Here is a 19057-nt window from a genome sequence, read left to right on the forward strand (position 1 = left end):
CCGCTATTCGCGCAGGCGGGTCGCAATCCGGTCGGCCGCATCGGGGTCCAGGGGATAGGGGCTGCCGTACGCGATCGGGCCGGTGATGACGGCAGGGCCAGTCACCGGCGGCGAGCCATGCTCGGCGGCGAGCTGGCTGGCGGTGGGGTTGGGCTGCCCTGGTCGGGCCCGACCAGGGCTGTCCTCGGCGTGCCACAAGGTCAGGTCGTCGCCGAGCCTGGTGGATCGGATGTTCTCCGAGCCGAGAAGGCGGGCGACCTCCGGCACGAGATCCATCCCGAAGAAGGGTGTCGTCACCTGCTCGACGCCGTCGACGGTCACCAGCAGTAGCCTGCCTGCTCTGCCGCGTTCATTGGCAGTCCCGAAATCATCGGGCCGGCCTGTAGGGGCGGTCAGGTTCTGACTGGATGTGGCCGGAGGCTGAGCCGGTCGGGACGCGCGCAGTATCAGCACGATGATGCCGCTCACCGCAGTGGCCAGCAACGCCACCGCCCCGAACGGCAGAGCCAGCATGAAAGGCCACCGCCAACCGACCGCCCGCTGCAACAGCAGCCCAGCCACGGGCCCGAGACCCAGCGCCAGCACCACCGCGCCGGCGACGAGTGCCGTCACCCACACGCGCCGTGCCGCCATATGCGCGACCAGCACGGCCGTGACGCCCCAGGCCAGACCGGCCCCGAACCCGGTCACCGCGCGCCCGAGTAGCAGCACACCGCTTCCCGAGGCCAGCATGGTCAGCAGCGATCCGATAACCAGCAGCGCGACCGCGGGCAACGCGACGGCGGTCGGCCACCGCCGGCCGACCCGAGCGCCGACCAGAACCGCGAGTACTGCCGGCAGTAGGAAAGCGACGAAGATCCAGAGGGCTGCCGAGGTTGGCAGGTCCATGTCCCGCTGGATCGCGACCCATTCCGGCCCGACCGGGACGGCGAGCAGGAAGGCACCTAGCGACGCGGCGAGTGTCGGCCCGATCAGCAGCCAGACTGGGCGGTGAGCGTGCTGTCGATCACCACCGATCACGACGGAGCGTGGACCGTGCGGAGGAACCTGGTTGGCGGTGCTGGGCGCAGTCACCCCGGCGAATATACCGGCGCGGCGTTCTCTGGAGTGTCCGAGTAGGGCACAGTCTCGCATTCGGTGGCGACAGAGGGCGTCGGTCAGCTGGCGCTGCGCTTGTTCGTCTTGCTCGCCGCGTCCCTCGGACGACGCCGCCGAGAGTCGCAGCGACCCCACGATCGGACGGCTCCGAGTCCGCGTTCTGCAGCTACTTTCCCGAATCCTCGTTGGCGTCGCGGAGCTTGCGCATCGTGTCGGCCAGCGCGCCGAACCCGTCGGGTCCGATGGTGTCGAGCACCCGCTCACGCAGGGACTGCGTCGCCACTCGGGCGATCGCCTCGGCAGTCTCCTCGCCCTGGTCGGTCAGTTCGAGGTAGGTCACCCGACGGTCTTCCTCACACGCCACCCGCCGGGCCAGATCGGCTGCGCAGAGGCGGTCGGCGAGTTTGGTGAGCCCGCCGCTGGACATTCCGGCCTCGCGTGCCAGGCGGGTCATCGGCATCCGGTGTCCGTCGGCGGTGAGCAGGCGCAGGAGCACGTCGGCAGGGCCTTGGCCCAGGTCGAAGAGTGCGGCCACCTCGCCCACGATGGCCTGGTGCGTGGCGTGGAAGCCCTCCGCCACGAGCATCCATCCGTCGAGCAGGTCGTGCCGGATGCCCTGATCGCCGCCCTCGTCGCCCTGGCTGTTCGGGCGGGGAGCGGCGCTGCGGGCGTTGCTCGACTTCTTCTCCACGGCAGTCTCAACTCCGGTGCGAGCGCCGATGTTCCTCATGGCTCAGGATCGAGGCTAGGCCGTGCGAGGATCGCGCGGGTCATCAGCCCGCTGGCGAGGCCCAGCCCGACAGCTGCGGCGCTCCACCACGGGGCCCAGGGAAGCAGCCCCCAGGTCTGGTCGACCGACCAGCGGCCGGGACCGGTCAGCGCCAGCACGGCCGGCAGGATCAGCAGGATCAGGGGGTACTCGTACCCGTTGTGTTGCACCCAGAGCCCGTTGCGCCATTTCACGGTGATCGCCACGGTCATCACTCCCGCGGCGATGGTCGCGGCCAGGGGGATGAGCGCTCCGGCGATGAGCAGCAGACCCGCACCGATCTGCCCGAGGCCCGCGGCGGCCGCCGTGAGGCGGCCGCCGCGGAACCCGTCTGCCCGGAACTCCGCCGCCCCGCCCTCGATCCCGTCGCCGCCGAGGCGGTGGCTGATCTTCTGGATGCCGTGCCCGGCGAAGAGGAGGCCGATGACCAACCTCAGGATGAGCAAGCCGGTGTCCATCACAATCTCCTCGATCGGGTGCGGGCGGGTGGTGGTAGCGGGGCGGGCTGGTGGGTCAGAGCACGAAGCAGGTGTCGAAGATGTCGGGTGTCGCGGCCGGGGTGAAGCCACGCTGGGCGCGCCACTGCCGGTGCTGCTCGGACTCCGCGACGGCCTGACCGAGCAGTTCCGCCTGGCGCGCGCCCGAGATGCTGGGCTTCACGGTGGCCTGGTAGCCGCCGTAGTGCGCCACCGGGCTCCATTCCGGGGTGATCGTGGGCAGCTCGTCGTCCAGGCCCTCGTACTCGGCCGCGGCGTAGACGATGCGCCCGCCGGTGATGGTGAGCAGGGATTCGATGTGCGGGATGTCCTGCTCGGGGACGGTGAAGAAGTCATCGGAGAGGATGGCGAGATCACCGTAGAAGCCGGGCTTGAGGATGCCCTTGACGTCCTGCTCGCCGGTGAGCTTGGCGCCGGCCTGGGTGTACATGGTCAACGCGGTCTCCCGGCTGACCCGGTTCTGCGGCGGATAGATCGTCAGGTCGCCGACGGTGCGCCCGGAGATCAGCCAGTGCAGCGCGACCCAGGGGTTGTAGGAGGAGACCCTGGTCGCGTCCGTGCCGGCGCCGACGATCAGTCCGCGGTCCAGCATGGCGCGCACCGGCGGTGCCTCCGCGGCGGCGCCGGCGCCGTAACGGCGTACGAACGCCTCGCCCTGGAACGACATCCGGTTCTGGATGGACATGGCGCCGCCGAGGGCGGCGATGCGGTCCAGGCTGTCGCGGGAGACGGTCTCCGCGTGGTCGAACAGCCAGCGGTTTCCGGCGGGGAACAGCCCGTCGGCGGCGAGCTTCTCGAACACCGCCAGGTCCCGGCGGATCGTCTCGTCATAGGTGGCGTGCAGCCGGAAACCCCAGCCGTTCTCCATCAGCAGCCGCACGGCCTTCTCGAAGCCTGCCTCGTAGCCGGCCGCGAGTTCGGGCCGAGGCTCGGTGAAGTTCTCGAAGTCGGCCGCCGACCAGGTCAGGTTCTCCCCGGCGCCGTTGAGCCGCAGCCACTCGTCGCCGTCTCCCGGCCGGACCATGCTGATCCAGCGCTGCAGGTCGTCGATCTCCTGTCCCGGTGTCTGCGGGAAGAGGTGGTAGGAGATGCGCAACGACAGTTGGCCGGCTCGGGCCAGGTCGATGACGGTGCTGTAGTTGTCGGGGAAGTTCTGGAAGCCCCCGGCCGCGTCGATGGCGGAGGTGAGGCCGAACCGGTTCAGTTCGCGCAGGAAGTGCCGGGTGGAGTTCTTCAGGTCCTCGCCTTGCAGGGTCGGTGCGGCGGCGAGGGTGGAGTACAGGATCAGGGCGCTGGGCGCGGCCAGGAGCATTCCGGTCGGCTCCCCGTTGCGGCCGCGCACGATCTGTCCGCCCCTGGGGTCGGGGGTGGCCTTGGTGTAGCCGGCCGCCCGCAGTGCCGCCCGGTTCATCAGCGCGGACTGGTACAGGTGCAGCACGAACACCGGGGTGTCCGGCGCGGCCGCGTTGAGTTCGGCCAGGGTGGGCAGGCGCTTCTCGGCGAACTGGTCGGCCGACCATCCGCCGACCACCCGCACCCACTGTCCCTTCGGGGTGCGCGCGGCCTGCTCGCGCAGCATGGCCAGCGCCTGGCGCAGCGTGGGTACGCCGTCCCAGCGCAGCTCCAGCACGTAGTTCAGGCCGCCGCGGATCACGTGCAGGTGGGAGTCGTTCAGGCCGGGGATGACCCGGCGTCCCAGCGCGTCGACCACCCGGGTCTGGGTGCTGATCAGAGCGGCGACGTCGGCGTCGTCGCCGACCAATGTGACCTTGCCGTCTTTGATGGCGACCGCGCTGGCCTGCGGGCGAGCGGGATCACCGGTGTAGATCTTGGCGTTGCGGACGACGACATCGGCAATGTGGTTGGTGCTGACAGGAGGCAGCCCTGCCACCGGCATAGTAGCCATGAGAATCATCTCCAGTAAGCGCGTAGCGTTGAGAGGTGGAATGAGGGTGGTGCGGCTGCGGCGCTCGCGGCGCGGTGCGGGCCTGATCGGGACTGCGTCAGGTCGAGGTCGTGCGGCGGGGTACGAGCAGGGCCGCGACGGCGGTGCCGATCGTGCTGGCCAGCAGGGGCCAGCCGAGGCCGACGTGCCGCACGAGCAGTGCTCCCCCGAAGGCGCCGGCCAGCATGGCCAGCACGGAGGCCAGCCGACGACCTGCACGCGGATTGGTGCCGCCCGCCGGCCGCGAGTCGGATGCCAGCCCGGTCAACGTGAGGGTCAGCACCGTCGTGGTCACGTCCGGCACGGCCAGTTTGCGCACCGTCCCGTTGCGCAGTCCCATGGCCAGCGCGGTCAGCGCGATGAGCGCGGTCACCGCGTGGCTCGTGGCGAAGGCGACCGCTGTCGCTGTGGCCAGCAGGACCATTTCAGCGGCCAGGACCCATCGAAGCCGACGGTGCGACGCACCGCTGCCCATGGCCACGTCCAGGCGGCCGGCGATGCCCGCCCCGACCAGGAAAGCGGCCAGTGACACCAGCGAGCCGAGCGTCGAGAAGCCGGGTGTTCCGGCGGCGGCGAAGCCGAGAATGACCACGTTGCCGGTCATGTTCGCGGTGAAGACGTGTCCCAGTCCCAGATAGCTGACTGCGTCGATGACACCGCTGACGCCCGTCGCGGTCATCAGAGCCGGCAGGAGCGGCTCGCGACTGGCCGACGCACGCGGGGTCGACGGTTGGCTGTGGTTCACTGTCGTTTCCTTGCCTAGATTCGATCCGGCTCGCTCCCGTGGGAGACGGACGTTCGTCCGGCGTGAGCCGGGCCTCGCCTCCGATGGGCCGGCCGTCCAGCCCCGGGCGGGTGCGCCCTGGGCTGGACGGCTCCGGCTGTGCGATCAGCCAGCCGCGTGAGCGCCGATGACGGACTGGGCGTAGACCACGCCGAGGCCGTAGGCGCCGCCGTGCTCCTTGACGATGTCCATGACCGCCGGGTAGGTCTCGGCGCGGGCCCAGTCGCGCTGCAGCTCGAGCAGCACCTGGATCCAGGTCACCGGCACCGCGCCGGCGTTGACCATGCGCTGGATGGCGTGCTCGTGCGCCTGCGGGGTGACCCCGCCGGACGCGTCGGCCACCACGTACACCTCGTAGCCCTGGCCGAGCGCGGACAGCACCGGAAGAACGATGCACACCTCGGTCCACAGACCCGAGATGATGATCTTCTTGCGGCCGGTGGCCTTGATCGCCTCGACGACCGCGCTGTCCTCCCAGGCGTTCATCGTGCTGCGGTCGATGACCTCCTGGCCCGGAAAGACCTCGGCCAGCTGCGGCAGGATCGGGCCGGAGAACGACTCGGCGGCCACCGTGGTCAGCACGACCGGCACGTTGAACGCCTTCGCTGCCTTCGCGAGACCCACGGTGGCGTTGATGATCGCGTTGCGGTCGCCGCTGCCGGTTCCGAAGAACATCTGCGGTTGGTGGTCGACGAACAACATCACCGAGTTGTCCGGAGTCAACAGGTCCGGGCTGGGCGCGGCCTTGACGTTGGCGATGTCGAACATGACAGGTTCCCTTCTCTGCTCTGGTACGGGCTGGTGCACACCGCGGGCGCGTCGGAGCAGCCCCCGTAGGTGGCTCGTTGATGCCGGCACTGCGTCCTCCTTCGGTGTCCCGTCGGGGCGGTTCTCCGTCCCGGGGATAGCAACAATCTTCCTCAGAAGATATTTCCTCGGAAAATGTTGCGGCGAGGAATACCGTTGTGACTCGCGTCGCACGGCCCGGCGGTGCCCGCTCCCTCGGGCGAGCAGGCGGCGGCGGATCTTGTGCCGGTGTGGCGGGTCGATGATCAGCGGCGGTCGGGACCTCAGGTGCGTAACGTGCAGGGTGGATGTCCGCCCGAGGAGGAGAGCTCATGTCCAAGCCGCCGCTTCCCGACGCCGCGATCGAGATGTTGCGGAAGCCGAACCCGGCCGTCATGACCACGCTTCGCGGCGGCGGTCAGCCGGTGTCTGCCCCGACCTGGTACCTGTGGGACGACGGCCGGATCCTGGTGAACATGGACGAGAGCCGCCGCCGGCTGGAGCACGTCCGCAACGATCCCCGGGTATCCCTGAGCGTGTTGGATGAGGCCGGCTGGTACACGCACGTCAGCATCATCGGGCGCGTCGCCGAGCTGCGCCCGGACGAAGGCCTCGCCGACATCGACCGGCTGTCGCGGCACTACACCGGACAGGCATACCCGCGACGGGAACGTGGCCGGGTCAGCGCCCTGATCGAGATCGACCGCTGGCACGGCTGGGGGGCGCTGAAGGACAACAGTCAGGTCGGGTGACGCGACGATCCCGCGAGCACGCGCCGCCCCAGCCGATCGGCATCACCGCGCACGACTCGACATCGGCGAGGCCCGCGTCGCCGGCTGCCCGCTGGGTCATTGGTCCGCCTGCGGTCGCCGGTGACCTGCCACCGCGCGCCTGCTCCAACCACCACGGCGAGGCGCCGGTGGTCGCGTACGCGTCGTTTCGCTGCACGGCAAGCGACCGGCTGGCACGAGGTGCAGGACGGCATGACGGTTGGCCTCGGCCTGTGCGGCGGTCGACCGGAGGGTGTCAGGCATCGAGTCCTGCCAGATCGAGGCGTTCCAGCAGGCTGGGCTTACGTGCGTGCACCGCCCGAAGCTCGGCCAGCCGTTGCTGGAAGAGTGTCTGTGTTGCCGTCGCGTTCGCTGAGGTCGCGCAGGTCGACGAGGAGTTGAACGCCCGTGTCGTAGCCGCGGGCATTCTTCGTGTCGACGAGTTCGTTGACCCGCTGCCACGCGGCGGGCTGATCGACGGCGAGGGCGTCGAGGTGCCGTTGCCAGGCGGCCGCTGCGGATCGTTCCCTGGCGGATCCGGTCCCGCTCAAGCTGCTCGGCGACCTGGCGTTCTCGTTCGGCGTGGAGATCCGCGGCGGCGGCGAGCTCTGTGACTGAGAGTCGCGCTCGCATGCACCTTGTGTAAGTTCGCGGCAACGTCACAGACCGCGCCGCCTTCAACCAAGATCACAAGGGTGATGCCGTGCGTGGAGCGTGAGTGAACGGTCCGAGCAGGGGCGCAGCAAGAATCCCACCCCGTCGCCACCTCACCTCTGCGGTGCTCGCGGGTGGCGCCGCGATAGTCTGCAGCGGATGACGCCGTCGGCTCGAAGGTGAGGCTTGCCGATGGGTACCAGCTACGAACCGATGAGTCTGGCCAGGTTGGCCACCCAACTGGCATCCGCGGACACCGACCAGACTCGCTGGAAGCTCATATGGGAGTTCCTGGAGGAGTACCGCTGGGAACCCGCCGAAACCAGGGTCGACCTGTTACGAGATGAGCCCGGGCTAACCGGAGACCCACGGTGGGATGCGCTGCTTGCCGCGCTCGCGGAGCACCTGCTAGCTCAGGCAGATCTTGCTCCGCCCGCCTGGGTCGACGCACGTGTGCTGCGCCGGGCATGGTTCCCGGCCGAACTGGCCATCCACCGGGCCGACGCCCTGGCATGGGCCCCGGCGGCATTCCGAAAGCATGGCGTGTACCTGTCCGTTCACGACCTGGCTGCGGCGTGAGCGGGTCAGACGGCGTCCTGATGGGGCGCCTGGAACTCGAACGCGCGTTCACTCACCTGGCGAGCGGCTTGTCCGCCGCGGAGTCGTCGCCGACATCTTCATTGTGGGTGGTGCCGCCATGGCGCTCGCCTACGACGCGAAACGGGTGACCAGGGACGTCGACGCAATGTTCGTCCCGCACGGAGTCGTCCTCGATGAGGCGCGTGCAGTGGCCGACGATCTAGGCCTGCCGCCTTGGTGGCTCAACGAGCAGGCCAGCGTGTATGTCTCCGGCAAGGACGACCCGGGCAGGCGGCGGGTCTTCGACCACCCTGGCCTGCGCGTGATGGCCGCCTCGCCGGAGCACATCTTCGCGATGAAAGCGCTCGCGGCGCGAACCCGCGACGTGGACGACCTTCGGACCCTGGCGGCGCTGGCCACGGTGACGACGGTGGACGACGCGATACGTCTGTGCAGCGACTTCTATCCCGACGAATCGATTTCGCCACGAGCTATGGGAGTTATCCGAGAACTCTTCGGGTGAGTCGGACGCGGGTCACCCCGCAGTGCGCTGAGATTCACTACGGCGCGCACCGTTTGCGTACCCGGCTGGTAGGTGAGCCGGAGCCCGAGTTCCGGTAGCCCTCGGCCTTGTCGGCAGGATCGGCGTTCCGGAGGGCCGGCGCTGCCTGCTGCGGGCCGATCACGACGGCGCCTGCTCCAACCACCACCGCGATGTGCCCGGCGGCACGGGGCTGAACGTCGGACGGCGATGACGTACGGTGGCTCGACCAACCGCTCGCGCAGCTCGCTTTCGGCGGCCGGCGCCGTCACACGGGGGAGGTCTGATGGCAGAGTTCCCGATGGGGGAGTTCGGCGCGTCCACCGAGCAGTTCGTGGCGTCCTGGACGGCGGGCATCTCCGAGCACGCCGCCAAGACGCAGGCGCTGTCGGACCGGGTGGCGTCGATGTCGGCGACCGCCGACGGCGCGCAGGGCGCGGTGCGCGTGACCGTCGCCTCGACCGGCGCGATGACTGACCTGCGGCTCGACGACCGGGTGCTGCACTGGCGGGCGGACGAGATCGCCGCCACGGTGCTGGCGGTGATGCGACAGGCGCAGGGCCGGCTCGCCGCGCAGGTGGCCGAGGTCGCGGCGGAGACCGTCGGCGCCGACTCCGAGACCGCCCGGGCCGTCGTCGGCAGCTACGCGACGCGCTTCCCCGAGGTGCCCGAACAGGACGATCCCGGGTACGGCGGCTGGGGTGGCCGTGGGCGCTGAGGCACGCGGCTTCGAGGTCACCGCGGCGACGTTGACCGGGCACGCCCGCTCGGTGGGCCGGATCGCCGCCGAGATCGGCACCGCCCACGACGCGGCCGCCCACGTTCAGGTGGGCGCCGACGCGTACGGGCAGCTGCCCGCCTGCCAGGCGATCCCCTTCCTACTGGACTTCCTGCAGCAGCCGGCCGTGGACGCGCTGGCCGCAGCCCAGGAGGCGCTGCACAGCGCCGCCCGAGCGCTCGACGACACAGTGGACGCCTACCACCGCACCGAGGCGAAAGTGTCCGCGTCCTTCCACCGGTTGCACCCGTGAGCACCGACGCGGCGAACCCGCTGATCGCGGCCCGACAGGACACCACCACCGGATACAGCGGCATCGGCATCGTCGAGAGCCTCGTCGACCTGCGCAACGGCATCGAGAGCGGGTCGTGGATCGACCTGACCATCGGCGGCGTCGGCACGTCGATGGAGGTGCTGGTGACCTGCGTCGACCCGATCGGGTCGATCGCCTCCTGGGGGGTCGCCTGGCTCATCGAGCACGTCAAGCCCCTCTCCGACGCGCTGGACTGGCTCGCCGGCGACCCGGACCAGATCACCGCGTACGCGCAGACCTGGCACAACGTCTCCCGGCACGTCGCCGCCCAGGCCACCGCCCTGTCCGAGGCGGTGCGCACCGAACTCGCCACCTGGACCGGTCCCGCGTCCGAGGCCTACCGGCGCTACAGCGAGCAGCACCTGCGCCACCTCACCGGCATGGCCGACTCCGCCGACCTGCTCGGCACCGTCGTCGAGGGCGCGGGCCTGCTGGTCGCCCTGGTCCGGGAGCTGGTGCGGGACCTGATCGCCGACTTCGTCTCGATCCTCGCTGTGCGGCTCTGGGAGTGGCTCGCCGAAGCCGGCCTCACCTTGGGTGCGGCGACCCCGTGGGTGGCCACACAGGTCTCCGCGCTGGTCGCCAAGTGGGCTGCCAAGATCAGCGGGCTGCTGCTTGCCCTGGCCCGCAGCATCGAGCGGCTGCGACCCATCCTGTCCAAGCTCGGCGAGCTGCTCGACACCCTGCGGGCGGCGCTGCACGGCCTGCGGCGTACCCCTGGCGGAGCCGACATCCCCGACGTGCCCGCGCCGGCCCCGCGCCCGGGCGGCCACCCCGACCCCGCAGGTGGCGGCTGGCTGCCACCGCCGCGGACCGCACCGGACGGGCCAGGCGGGGAGTCCGCGCCGGCCGGCGGCCCCGCGCACAGCGGACCGCCGGCGGAGCCGGAGCCCGACACCGGCCCCGCGCACCCCGTCGACGAGCCGGCCGACCCCGACGGCGCCGACGCGGCGGGGGCCGGGTCGAACAGCGAGCCGGGCGTGCCCGATCATGCCAGCGAGGCCGAGCTGCGACTGCTCGGCAAGGAGGTGCAGAGCATGGTCGAGCTCGACCCCGGTGGGCACGTCAACGACGCCTACGACGTCACGTTCACCGACGGCACGCACGGCGTGTACAAGCCCAATGTGCCGGAGAACGAGTTCGTCCAGGTGCGCTCCACGATCCCGGAGAACCAGCTCGCCGCCCGGGAGGTCGCCGCCGCCCGACTCAACGAGGACCTTGGCTTCGACCTGGTGCCCACGACCGCCGCCTGGGACGGCCCGCACGGGCCCGGCTCGATGCAGGAGTTCGTAGAGGACGTCAGCCCCGGTCTTCCCGTCAGCGACTACACCGTCCCCGAACGCGAGCAGATGGCCGTGCTCGACTACATCAGCGGCAACACCGACCGGCACATGGGTAACTACCTGACCGGCCCCGACGGTCGCCTGGTCGCCATCGACCACGGCTACTCGTTTCCCGAGTCGAACGCCGAACCGCTGCGTTCGGACTTCGTCCAGCAGCTGACCAACCAGCAGCTCAGCCCGGAGACAATGGCCCGGATCCAGACCACCGACCCGGCCGTGCTGGCCGACCGGCTGCGCGCCACCGGGCTGAGCGATCAGGCGGTGGCCGGCGCCATGGACCGCTTCAACGAGGTCCGCAGCCGCGGCATGATCACCGGCGAGGCGTGGCGGGCGTTCCGCTAGCCCGCGACGACCAAAGCAGCCGTGGCACGACAAGGGAGGTAGGCATGACCGAGCAGGCACCGACCCGGGTGGCGCTGTACAGCTTCGCCCAGCACACCAACCGGCGGGTGGCCGAGTTCCGCTGGCAACCGGGCGAGGCGGTGTTGCTGGACATCCTCGACCCGAAGTGGGGTGCCCTGGCGCGGGACTTCTACGACAACGGCGTTCCTTCCGGCGCGGAGCGGGTGCCGCCGCAGGCCGGCGCGGACTTCATGCGGGCCCTGCTGCAGCGCTTCCGGATGAGCTACTACAAGTTCGTGGACGAGAGTGACTGAGCCGTCGGGCTCCACCGGTACGACCGCCTGCTCCCGCTGAACCACCGCGGGCTGCGGGAATACAGGTATTCCGATGGCCGGGATCAGTGCTTCGCAGCCGGCGTGCGCAGCTCGTCGGCGGGCGGCATCTGCGGGGTGGCCGCGGAACGGGTCATCCGGAGCAGAGCGGCCGCGGCCAAGCCACCGCCGAACACGGTCACCGCGCCGATGATCTGGCTGAACGAGAGCCCGGTCGCGAATGCGTCCCGGACCTGGTCCGCCGCCGCACCGGACACCCGGCCGATCGCGTCGGTGAACGAGGACTCGCCCTCGGCGCGCAGTGACCCGGGCAGGCGGGTGACGAAGAAGGCGGTGAGCACGGTGCCCAGGACGGCGACGCCGAGCCCGTTACCCAACTCCTGAATGGTGCTGCTGACGCCGGAGCCGGCACCTGCCTTCTGCAGGGGGATGGAGCTCATCAGGACCGTGCCCGCCACCGGACCGGCGGCCCCCGTGCCCAGGCCCACCAGGATCAGCCCGACGAGGCTGCTCAGATAGTCCTCCGCGGGCAGCAGGCCGATGAGCAGCAGGCCGATCGCGGCCACCGACATGCTGGACAGCAGTGCCAGCGGCGCCCCCAGGCGCTGTAGGACGATCACGCTGATTGCGGTGCTGCCGATCAGCGTGCAGATCGCGAGCGGCAGCAGCCGGATGCTCGCCTCAATCGGGGTATAACCATTCAGCAGCTGGAAGTGCAGCGTGAGCAGGAACAGCGAACCAGCCATGCCGAAGCTGGCGAGGAGCCCGCCCAGCACCGCCGCGCTGAATCGCAGGTTGCGAAAGAGGCCGAGGTCGAGCATGGGCGACTCGACCCGCAGCTCCCACGCGATGAAGGCGGCGAGCGCGAGCACGCCGATCACGGCCGGCACCTGCACGTCGGCCGAGGCCCAGCCGTGTTCCGGCACGGAGGTGATCGCCCAGACGAGGGAGACGGTGGCAATCACGGACAGCACCGCGCCGATCCAGTCGATGCGGTCGTTGCGGGTGGCGGGCACGTCCGGCACGAGAATCACCAGCGCGACCAGGCAGAGAATGCTGATCGGGACGTTGATGAGGAAGACCGCGCCCCACCAGAAGTGCGAGATGAGGAAGCCGCCGAGGATCGGTCCGCCCGAGCTGCCGACCGCCGCGACCGCCATCCACGCGCCGATCGCCTTCGGCCGTTCCGCGTCGGAGAAGGTGTGCATCAGGATCGCGAGCGTGCCAGGCATGAGCAGCGCGGCACCGAAGCCCATGACCGCGCGGGCGGCGATGAGGTGCCACGGCTCCGCGGCGAACGCGGCGGCCAGCGAGGCGGTGCCGAACAGCGTGATGCCGACTAGGACGACCCGCTTGCGGCCGTAGCGGTCCGAGGCGACGCCGCCGACCAGCACGAAGCCCGAGAGCACCAGCAGGTAGGAGGTGAAGGCCCACTGCGCCTCGGCCGCGGTGGTCGACAGCTCGGTCATGAGCGTCGGGATCGCGATGTTCAGGACCGTGTTGTCGATGACCACCATGACCAGCGCGAAGCAGATCACGGCCAGAATCGACCATCGTTTGCGGTCGATGGACGCAGCAGGCTGGCGCGCGGCGGGCTGGCTCACGATGCACTCCTCCGGATTGGCTGATCCCGTTCCGGCGCCGATTCTCACAGTACTTGACAGCGACTGTCAAGGAGGGTTGGATGCTGGATGGCGATCGATGTCGCACGGCTGTGAGCTGGGCATCCACGCTTGTTTCCGGCGCGTCGAGCCGAATCCGCCCGAAGATCTGCATGGGGGTCACTGTCGTGCCGAGCCATTTCCTGTTCATCAGCATTCCCGACCCGGGCCGCCTCTTTCCGCACCTCGCGGTCGCAAAAGAGCTGGTGCGGCGCGGGCATCTCGTCAAATTCGTGACCGTCGAGCCGACGGCCGGACTCGTCGGGTCGTACGGTGTCGAGCCGCTGGTCTACCGGTCGGCGTACGAGTCGATCCCCGTCCACGAGGAGAAGGAGATGAGCGCGGAGGCCGCGATGCTCGCGCTCAGCGTCGACGACTCCGCGGCCATGATCGACGCGGTGGAGGCGGCCTACGGCGACGAGCGGCCTGACCTGATCGCGTACGACGTGGCCAGCGGCACGGCCGGCCGGGTGCTGGCGCGCAAGTGGGGATGCCCGGCCGCCCAGCTGTACGCGGACTTCGCGCAGAACGACGAGTTCGCGTACACGCAGGCCTTCGACGACGACGGCGTCGCGCTCGGTAAGCCGCTCAGCCCGGCCGAGTGGGCGGCCCGCCCGGAGCTGAAGCCCTGGGTGGACCGTACGGAGGGGCTGCTCGCCGCGCACGGGCTGACGGAGGTCACCTTCGCCGAGCTGCTCGAGGTCGTGCAGGACTTCAACGTGGTGTACGTACCGAAGGCGTTGCAGCCCGCGGCAGACAGTTTCGACGACCGCTTCCGGTTCGTGGGACCGTGCGGGGGCGGGCAGGCAGCACTGGACGACTGGCAGCCGCCGGCCGACGGCCTTCCGGTCGTGCTCGTCTCGTCCGCACCACAGGGCGCCGACCTGGCACGGGCCTTCGCCGGAGCGCCGGTGCACGTCGTCCTGACGCCGGGCCCCGGCGCCGATCCTGGGTCTCTGGGCGAGCTGCCGCCCAACGTCGAGGTGCACGCATCGCTTCCGCAGGGTGTGCTGCGGCATGCGGCCGTCGTGGTGAGCCAGGGTGACGTGGGCAACGTGACCGAGGCCCTCGCCGCGGGCTGCCCGGTGGTGGTCGTTCCGCCCGCTCCACCCGCACGGATCATCGGCTTCCAGCTGGCGAGGCTGGGTCTCGGCCGCCTGGCCGCGCCGCACGAGCTTCGCGGCGCCGTGTTCGGTCTGATCGGCGACCTGGCCCTCGCGGAGCGGCTGGCCTGGATGCGTGGCGAGATCGAGGCGGCCGGCGGCGTGGCGCGTGCCGCGGACGAGCTGGCGGCGCACGCCGCGCGCTGACCGGGTGGACAGGGTGTCGCGGGCGACCGGTGGGCCGCCCGCGACGACCCGTGTGGGTAGCACCGTCAGACGGTGGCCTGCACGCTGCTGCCCGTCGGTGGTGTGGGGATCTCCCTGGTGGCGAGCTCCGCCAGCCGGGATCGGACGGCGGTCGGGATGGCCGGTGCGAAGGCGGCCAGGTAGGCCTCGAGGTGCTGCTGCGAGGTCTGCAGGAACGGCAGGTCGAACGCGACCATGTGCCGGATGGCCAGCAGCGGGACCGGCGAGTGCAGCGGGCGGAAGTCGCGGTTCCACAGGCCCGGCTCGGCGCACTCCGGGTGGAACTGTCCGATCATCAGCCGGTTCTGTACGAAGTCGGTCTTCAGCCGGGCCTGCAACCGGTTGAGCGGCTCGGGGTCCGACCGGTCGACGCGCGGCAGGACGATCAGGATGGTGAGGAACTGCCGGTCCTCCTGCGGCAGCTCGGCGGCGAGCTCCTGGTGCAGGTCGCGGTAGCCGAGCAGCGTTTCGCGCACGCCCTCGTCGTCGAGGTCGCGGTCCAAGCAGGCCAGGTGGAACAACCGCCGGTTGAGAGAGGGCCGAGTGTACGGGCAGACCGGCCCCTGCCGGCCCAGGTCCGCGTGTCCATAGGTGAGGAACCGTTCCGCCCACGCGGCGGTCTCGCGCAGCGCGGGTAGCTGTTCCGGGTCGATGAGGTTCCCATCGGCGACCTCGGCCGGCGACCACAGCGCCAGGCCGCTGAGCCCTAGCAACATGTCTACTCCTCGTGCACCGATCGGGCGGCGACCGCCTCGATCGCGGCGGTGCGGCCCGCGAGGCGCCTCACGCCTCGGATGGTGAGGCCGGCGCGGGCGAACAGGTCTTGGAACTGTGCGATGGTTCGCTCCCGGCCGCCGACGACGGTCAGCATGTACAGGTCCATCAGCGCCGCCGACTCGTCCGGCGCGGCGGCTGGGCCGGTGTCCAGCACGAGGTCGGACACGACGATTCGGGCGCCGGGCGGCATTGCCCGGCGGCAGTTGCGCAGCAGCGTCACGCATCGCGCGTCGTCCCAGTCGTGCAGGACCTGACGCAGCAGGTACAGGTCGCCGCCGGCCGGGACCGAGGCGAAGAAGTCACCGGTCACCACGGTGCACCGGCCGTCCAGGCCGGCCGCGCGCAGCTGCTCGCCGGCCCGGCGGGCCGGCGCAGCCAGGTCGAGGAGCGTGCCGTGCAGGTGCGGGTGGCCGGTCAGCAGCGCGGTCAGCAACGCGCCGTCGCCGCCGCCGACGTCGACGATCCGCTGGACGCCGGTGAGGTCGACCGCGTCGGCGAGGTCGTCCAGCGCCAGGCCGTCCGCCTGCGAACGGTCGAAGATCTCGCGAAATGCTGGGTTCCGGTCGACGTAGCTGAAGAAGTCCGTGCCGTACAGGGCGGGGAAGGAAGGAGTGCCGGTGCGCACGGCGGTGCCGAGGTGCTGCCACGCCTCACCGATCTGCCCGTGCGCCAGCAGCGCCGACGGCAGCGCGGACGCGGGAGCGTCCGTGCGTAGGCCGGCACCGAGCGGGGTCAGCCGGAACCCGTCGTCCCGCTCGTCGAGCACCTCGAACGCGACGAGGGCGCGCAGCAGCCGGATCAGCGCGTCCGGATCGGTGCCGGTGAGCCGGGCCAACTCAGGGCCGTCGCGCGCCCCCTCGCCGATCAGGTCCGGTACGCGCAGGTCAGCGAGCACGCAGATGGCCCGGGACAGCAGGTGTCCCTGGATCATCCGGCGTAGTCGCTGACCGTGCTCGGTTGTCGTCTCCACCGTTCGTCAAGCCCGGTGGAGGGTGACGGGCAGCCGGGTGACGCCGAAGATGTCCGGCCGCTGGTGGAACTCGGGCGTGCCGCACTCCAACGCGCGATAGCGGTCCAGGATCGCACCGAACACCACGGAGAACTCCAAGCGGGCCAGCGGTACGCCGAGGCAGTAGTGGATCCCGTGGGAGAACGTCAGGTGCGGGTTTGGCGAGCGGCCCGGGTCAAACCGATCCGGCTCGACAAACTTCCGCGGATCACGGTTGACCGAGTGAATCCAGTTCACGATGATTTTGCCTGGCGGCACCGGCGTGCCGGCGATCACGGCCTCCCGCGTGGTGAAGCGGTAGAGGAAGGAGACCGGCGGACGGAAGCGCAGCACCTCCTCGAGCGCGCCGGGCACCAGCGACCGGTCCGCGCGCACCCGTTCCAGCGTGCCGGGGCTGTCGTTGAAGGCGAGCACCGCGTTGGTGAGCGTCAGCGTGGTGGTGAGGTGCCCGGCCAGCAGCAGGAAGACCGAGAAGTTGACCACCTGCTTGTCGGTGAGACGCTCGCCGTCCGCGGTGGCCTCGACCAACCGGGTGAACAGGTCGTCCTTGGGGCTCTTACGCCGGTCATGCACGTGTGCCAGCAGGTAGTCGGCCATCTCGTTCAGCTCGGCCGCCCGCGTCTTGGCGTATCCACCCTCCTCGAACTGCCCGGCCGTGACGTCGGCGGCGTCCGGGAGCAGGTACTCCGCCCAGCGGCGGAACGTGGCCCAGTCGTCGCTGGGGATGCCGAGCATCTCCGCGATGACCACGACGGGCAGCGGCGCGGCGATGTCCTGGACCATCTCGATGGTGTCGCGGCCCTCGATCGCGTCGAGCAGGTCGGTCGCGAGCGCGGTGATCCGCGGCTCCAGCCCGGCGATCATGCGCGGCGTGAACGCCTGACTGATGATTTTCCGGAGCTGAGTGTGCATGGGAGGGTCGGTGACGCTCAGCGATGCCTCGGTGAAGTTCGGCATGCCCGGCTCCGGCGGTGGCGCGAGAGAGCTGAAGTCGGACGAGAACGTCAGGGGCTCGGAGAGCACGCCGACCACCTCGTCATGCCGAAGCACGTGGTACGCGTCGTTGGCGGTGTCGTGCCAGACCGGGCCGGCGTCACGCGCGCGTCGCAGCCAGTCGTAGAGCGCGCGGCCGTCGCCGACCACGGGTGGCGGACCGGCCTGGAGTGCCTCGTCGTGCGATGTGGAAGTCATGTCGTCCTCAGGAGCGCTTGACGGTGACGGGGAGGGCCTTGACGCCGAAGACGTCCGGGCTGCGGTCGTAGTAGCGGGGTTCGCCGATTTCGATCGACCGGTATCGGTCGAACAGTTCGTTGAGGACGCTGCGCGCCTCCATCCGGCCCAGTGGCGCCCCGATGCAGAAGTGGATGCCGTGCCCGAACGTCAGGTGCGGGTTTGGGTTGCGCGTGATGTCGAACGTGGACGGCGATGTGTACTGCCGCTCGTCCCGGTTGCCGGACATCGGCCAGCCCATCACCGGCGTGCGGGCGGGCAGTTCGACGCCGGCCAGCACGGTGTCCATGGTGGTGAGTCGCGCCTGCATCACGACCGGTGGCTTGAACCGCAGCACCTCCTCGATCGCGCCGGGGATCAGGGCGCGGTTCGCCCGGGCGGCCAACTCGGCCTCGGGCGCCTCGACGAAGCACAGCAGCGAGTTGCCCATCAGCAGTGAGGTGGTCAAGTGGCCGGCCAGCAGCAGGAAGTTGAGGAAACTGACGATCTCCTGGTCGCTGAGCCGGTCGCCGTCCACCTCGGCGAAGGCCAGCCGGCTGGTGAGGTTGTCCCGCGGGTTGCGGCGGTGCAGGTCGACGTGCCGCAGCAGGTAGTCGCGCATCTCGGTGAGCTGCGCGACCACGTCCGGTGGCAGCGCGGAGTTGTCCGGCACCTCCCCGGTCTCCAACTCGTAGTTGGTGGACAGCAGCGCCTCGCCCCAGGCCCGGAACAGCTCCCGGTCCTCAGCCGGGATGCCCAGCATCTCCGCGATCACGATGACTGGCAGCGGGTGCGCCATGACCGCGACCAGGTCGAACTCGTCCTGGTCGGCGACCGTGTCCAGCAGTTCCTTGGTCAGCTGGATGATGCGCGGCTCCAGTGCGGTGATCACCCGTGGCGTGAACGCCTGTGACACCAGGCGCCGGAGCTTGCCGTGCCGCGGCGGGTCGATCATGGTCAGCACGCCCTCGGCGAAGTTGGGCGCGCTGGGGTCGGACGGCGGCATCACGCCGGTGAAGTCCGAGCCGTAGACCTCCGGGGTGGACAGCACGTGCAGCAGGTCGTGGTACCGGAACACGTGGGCGGAGCCCGTCAACGGGTCACGCCACACCGGGTGGGAGGCGCGCATGATGTCGAGCCAGGCGCCCAACGCGCGGCCGTCGCCGACCCCGGTCGGGGGACGGGGTGGATCGTCGGAGTCGAGGGAGAGATCGGGTCCCGCATCAGGTCCCACGGAGTGGGTCATCGCAGCGCAGCTCCTCACGGAAGAGGGACGGAGATGACCGGCGGTGCTCCTGGCCGGTGATCTCGAGGCTAGCGGCGCGAAACGGCGCGACAGTGCTCTGAGCGACGGAGTGACCACAACCTGCCACGTCGACGTCCGTTAATTGCCAAACCGGGCAGGTGCGCTTCCGGCCTCCGTACGATCGGAACCGCTGCAGCGGCAGTCGAGTTCTTACGGGGGACGTCACACGTGCACCGGACAATCGAAAGCGGGACCCGTTTCCGTGCATTCGGGCC

Annotated in this window: 19 protein-coding genes; 8 read left to right on the top strand and 11 right to left on the bottom strand. The window is 70.2% G+C overall.

What is annotated here, in order from left to right; genetic code table 11:
* Positions 1-3 precede the first annotated feature (3 nt).
* The 6 genes from GA0070620_RS00440 to GA0070620_RS00465 all read right to left on the bottom strand — a co-directional run bounded on the left by GA0070620_RS00440 (position 4) and on the right by GA0070620_RS00465 (position 5861).
* Entirely contained in the window at positions 4-1074 is a 1071-nt protein-coding gene (locus GA0070620_RS00440) for an MFS transporter (protein ID WP_172836356.1), read from the bottom strand.
* Between the two features lie 190 nt (positions 1075-1264).
* A complete protein-coding gene (locus GA0070620_RS00445; protein ID WP_231922063.1) occupies positions 1265-1789 on the bottom strand; it encodes a MarR family winged helix-turn-helix transcriptional regulator in 525 nt (174 codons plus the stop codon).
* Positions 1790-1824: 35 nt separating this feature from the next.
* Positions 1825-2325, bottom strand: a complete 501-nt coding sequence (locus GA0070620_RS00450) for a DoxX family protein (protein ID WP_091587381.1) — start codon at positions 2323-2325, stop codon at positions 1825-1827.
* A 55-nt stretch (positions 2326-2380) separates the two neighbouring features.
* Complete coding sequence (locus GA0070620_RS00455) at positions 2381-4270, bottom strand: amidohydrolase (RefSeq protein ID WP_091587384.1); 1890 nt, start codon at positions 4268-4270, stop codon at positions 2381-2383.
* A 97-nt stretch (positions 4271-4367) separates the two neighbouring features.
* Positions 4368-5054, bottom strand: coding sequence for a YoaK family protein (locus GA0070620_RS00460; protein ID WP_197677512.1), 687 nt, complete (start codon positions 5052-5054; stop codon positions 4368-4370).
* Between the two features lie 144 nt (positions 5055-5198).
* Positions 5199-5861, bottom strand: coding sequence for a hydrolase (locus GA0070620_RS00465; RefSeq protein WP_091587386.1), 663 nt, complete (start codon positions 5859-5861; stop codon positions 5199-5201).
* 350 nt (positions 5862-6211) lie between these two features.
* Between GA0070620_RS00465 and GA0070620_RS00470 the strand changes: the two genes are divergently transcribed.
* The 7 genes from GA0070620_RS00470 to GA0070620_RS00505 all read left to right on the top strand — a co-directional run bounded on the left by GA0070620_RS00470 (position 6212) and on the right by GA0070620_RS00505 (position 11513).
* Positions 6212-6631 (top strand): PPOX class F420-dependent oxidoreductase, encoded by a 420-nt coding sequence (locus GA0070620_RS00470; RefSeq protein WP_091587389.1) that lies wholly within the window; start codon positions 6212-6214, stop codon positions 6629-6631.
* 864 nt (positions 6632-7495) lie between these two features.
* Positions 7496-7882 carry a hypothetical protein gene (locus tag GA0070620_RS00480; RefSeq protein ID WP_091587391.1) on the top strand — a complete coding sequence of 129 codons (387 nt, stop codon included), beginning with the start codon at positions 7496-7498 and terminating at the stop codon, positions 7880-7882.
* The gene (locus GA0070620_RS00485; RefSeq protein WP_269456551.1) at positions 7842-8405 is read left to right on the top strand and encodes a DUF6036 family nucleotidyltransferase; all 564 of its coding nucleotides are present in this window, start codon (positions 7842-7844) and stop codon (positions 8403-8405) included. Before GA0070620_RS00480 ends, GA0070620_RS00485 begins: the two co-directional genes overlap by 41 nt.
* Positions 8406-8709: 304 nt before the next feature.
* Complete coding sequence (locus tag GA0070620_RS00490; RefSeq protein WP_091587397.1) at positions 8710-9141, top strand: YbaB/EbfC family nucleoid-associated protein; 432 nt, start codon at positions 8710-8712, stop codon at positions 9139-9141.
* Positions 9131-9454, top strand: coding sequence for a hypothetical protein (locus GA0070620_RS00495; RefSeq protein WP_157741477.1), 324 nt, complete (start codon positions 9131-9133; stop codon positions 9452-9454). Before GA0070620_RS00490 ends, GA0070620_RS00495 begins: the two co-directional genes overlap by 11 nt.
* Positions 9451-11199, top strand: a complete 1749-nt coding sequence (locus tag GA0070620_RS00500; RefSeq protein WP_091587402.1) for a WXG100-like domain-containing protein — start codon at positions 9451-9453, stop codon at positions 11197-11199. Before GA0070620_RS00495 ends, GA0070620_RS00500 begins: the two co-directional genes overlap by 4 nt.
* 44 nt (positions 11200-11243) lie before the next feature.
* Positions 11244-11513: a hypothetical protein gene (locus tag GA0070620_RS00505; RefSeq protein ID WP_091587404.1), complete on the top strand. Its 270-nt coding sequence runs from the start codon at positions 11244-11246 to the stop codon at positions 11511-11513.
* 83 nt (positions 11514-11596) lie between these two features.
* Here the strand turns inward: GA0070620_RS00505 and GA0070620_RS00510 are convergent, their stop codons facing one another.
* Entirely contained in the window at positions 11597-13135 is a 1539-nt protein-coding gene (locus tag GA0070620_RS00510; RefSeq protein WP_157741478.1) for a DHA2 family efflux MFS transporter permease subunit, read from the bottom strand.
* A gap of 80 nt (positions 13136-13215) precedes the next feature.
* On the opposite strand from GA0070620_RS00510, the gene GA0070620_RS00515 reads away from it, so the two are divergent.
* A complete protein-coding gene (locus GA0070620_RS00515) occupies positions 13216-14502 on the top strand; it encodes a macrolide family glycosyltransferase (RefSeq protein WP_091587408.1) in 1287 nt (428 codons plus the stop codon).
* Between the two features lie 65 nt (positions 14503-14567).
* Here GA0070620_RS00515 and GA0070620_RS00520 read toward each other — a convergent pair whose 3' ends face one another.
* From GA0070620_RS00520 to GA0070620_RS00535, 4 genes are read right to left on the bottom strand one after another with little or no spacing between them, the layout of a single operon-like run.
* Positions 14568-15257 (bottom strand): DUF6875 domain-containing protein, encoded by a 690-nt coding sequence (locus GA0070620_RS00520; protein ID WP_197677513.1) that lies wholly within the window; start codon positions 15255-15257, stop codon positions 14568-14570.
* A 2-nt stretch (positions 15258-15259) separates the two neighbouring features.
* Positions 15260-16288 carry a methyltransferase gene (locus GA0070620_RS00525; protein WP_157741479.1) on the bottom strand — a complete coding sequence of 343 codons (1029 nt, stop codon included), beginning with the start codon at positions 16286-16288 and terminating at the stop codon, positions 15260-15262.
* A gap of 6 nt (positions 16289-16294) precedes the next feature.
* Entirely contained in the window at positions 16295-17518 is a 1224-nt protein-coding gene (locus GA0070620_RS00530; RefSeq protein ID WP_091587413.1) for a cytochrome P450, read from the bottom strand.
* A 7-nt stretch (positions 17519-17525) separates the two neighbouring features.
* The gene (locus GA0070620_RS00535; protein WP_091587415.1) at positions 17526-18782 is read right to left on the bottom strand and encodes a cytochrome P450; all 1257 of its coding nucleotides are present in this window, start codon (positions 18780-18782) and stop codon (positions 17526-17528) included.
* Positions 18783-19057: the final 275 nt, after the last annotated feature.

It is taken from the genome of Micromonospora krabiensis (genome assembly GCF_900091425.1).
GTDB lineage: Bacteria > Actinomycetota > Actinomycetes > Mycobacteriales > Micromonosporaceae > Micromonospora > Micromonospora krabiensis.

Excerpts from the sequence above, each read along its gene's own strand:
- GA0070620_RS00490 (WP_091587397.1), top strand. The coding sequence starts at position 8,710 with ATGGCAGAGTTCCCGATGGGGGAGTTCGGCGCGTCCACCGAGCAGTTC.
- GA0070620_RS00450 (WP_091587381.1), bottom strand. The coding sequence starts at position 2,325 with ATGGACACCGGCTTGCTCATCCTGAGGTTGGTCATCGGCCTCCTCTTC.
- GA0070620_RS00515 (WP_091587408.1), top strand. The coding sequence starts at position 13,216 with ATGCTGGATGGCGATCGATGTCGCACGGCTGTGAGCTGGGCATCCACG.
- GA0070620_RS00465 (WP_091587386.1), bottom strand. The coding sequence starts at position 5,861 with ATGTTCGACATCGCCAACGTCAAGGCCGCGCCCAGCCCGGACCTGTTG.
- GA0070620_RS00505 (WP_091587404.1), top strand. The coding sequence starts at position 11,244 with ATGACCGAGCAGGCACCGACCCGGGTGGCGCTGTACAGCTTCGCCCAG.
- GA0070620_RS00470 (WP_091587389.1), top strand. The coding sequence starts at position 6,212 with ATGTCCAAGCCGCCGCTTCCCGACGCCGCGATCGAGATGTTGCGGAAG.
- GA0070620_RS00485 (WP_269456551.1), top strand. The coding sequence starts at position 7,842 with ATGGCGTGTACCTGTCCGTTCACGACCTGGCTGCGGCGTGAGCGGGTC.
- GA0070620_RS00480 (WP_091587391.1), top strand. The coding sequence starts at position 7,496 with ATGGGTACCAGCTACGAACCGATGAGTCTGGCCAGGTTGGCCACCCAA.
- GA0070620_RS00530 (WP_091587413.1), bottom strand. The coding sequence starts at position 17,518 with ATGACTTCCACATCGCACGACGAGGCACTCCAGGCCGGTCCGCCACCC.
- GA0070620_RS00455 (WP_091587384.1), bottom strand. The coding sequence starts at position 4,270 with ATGGCTACTATGCCGGTGGCAGGGCTGCCTCCTGTCAGCACCAACCAC.
- GA0070620_RS00520 (WP_197677513.1), bottom strand. The coding sequence starts at position 15,257 with ATGTTGCTAGGGCTCAGCGGCCTGGCGCTGTGGTCGCCGGCCGAGGTC.
- GA0070620_RS00535 (WP_091587415.1), bottom strand. The coding sequence starts at position 18,782 with ATGACCCACTCCGTGGGACCTGATGCGGGACCCGATCTCTCCCTCGAC.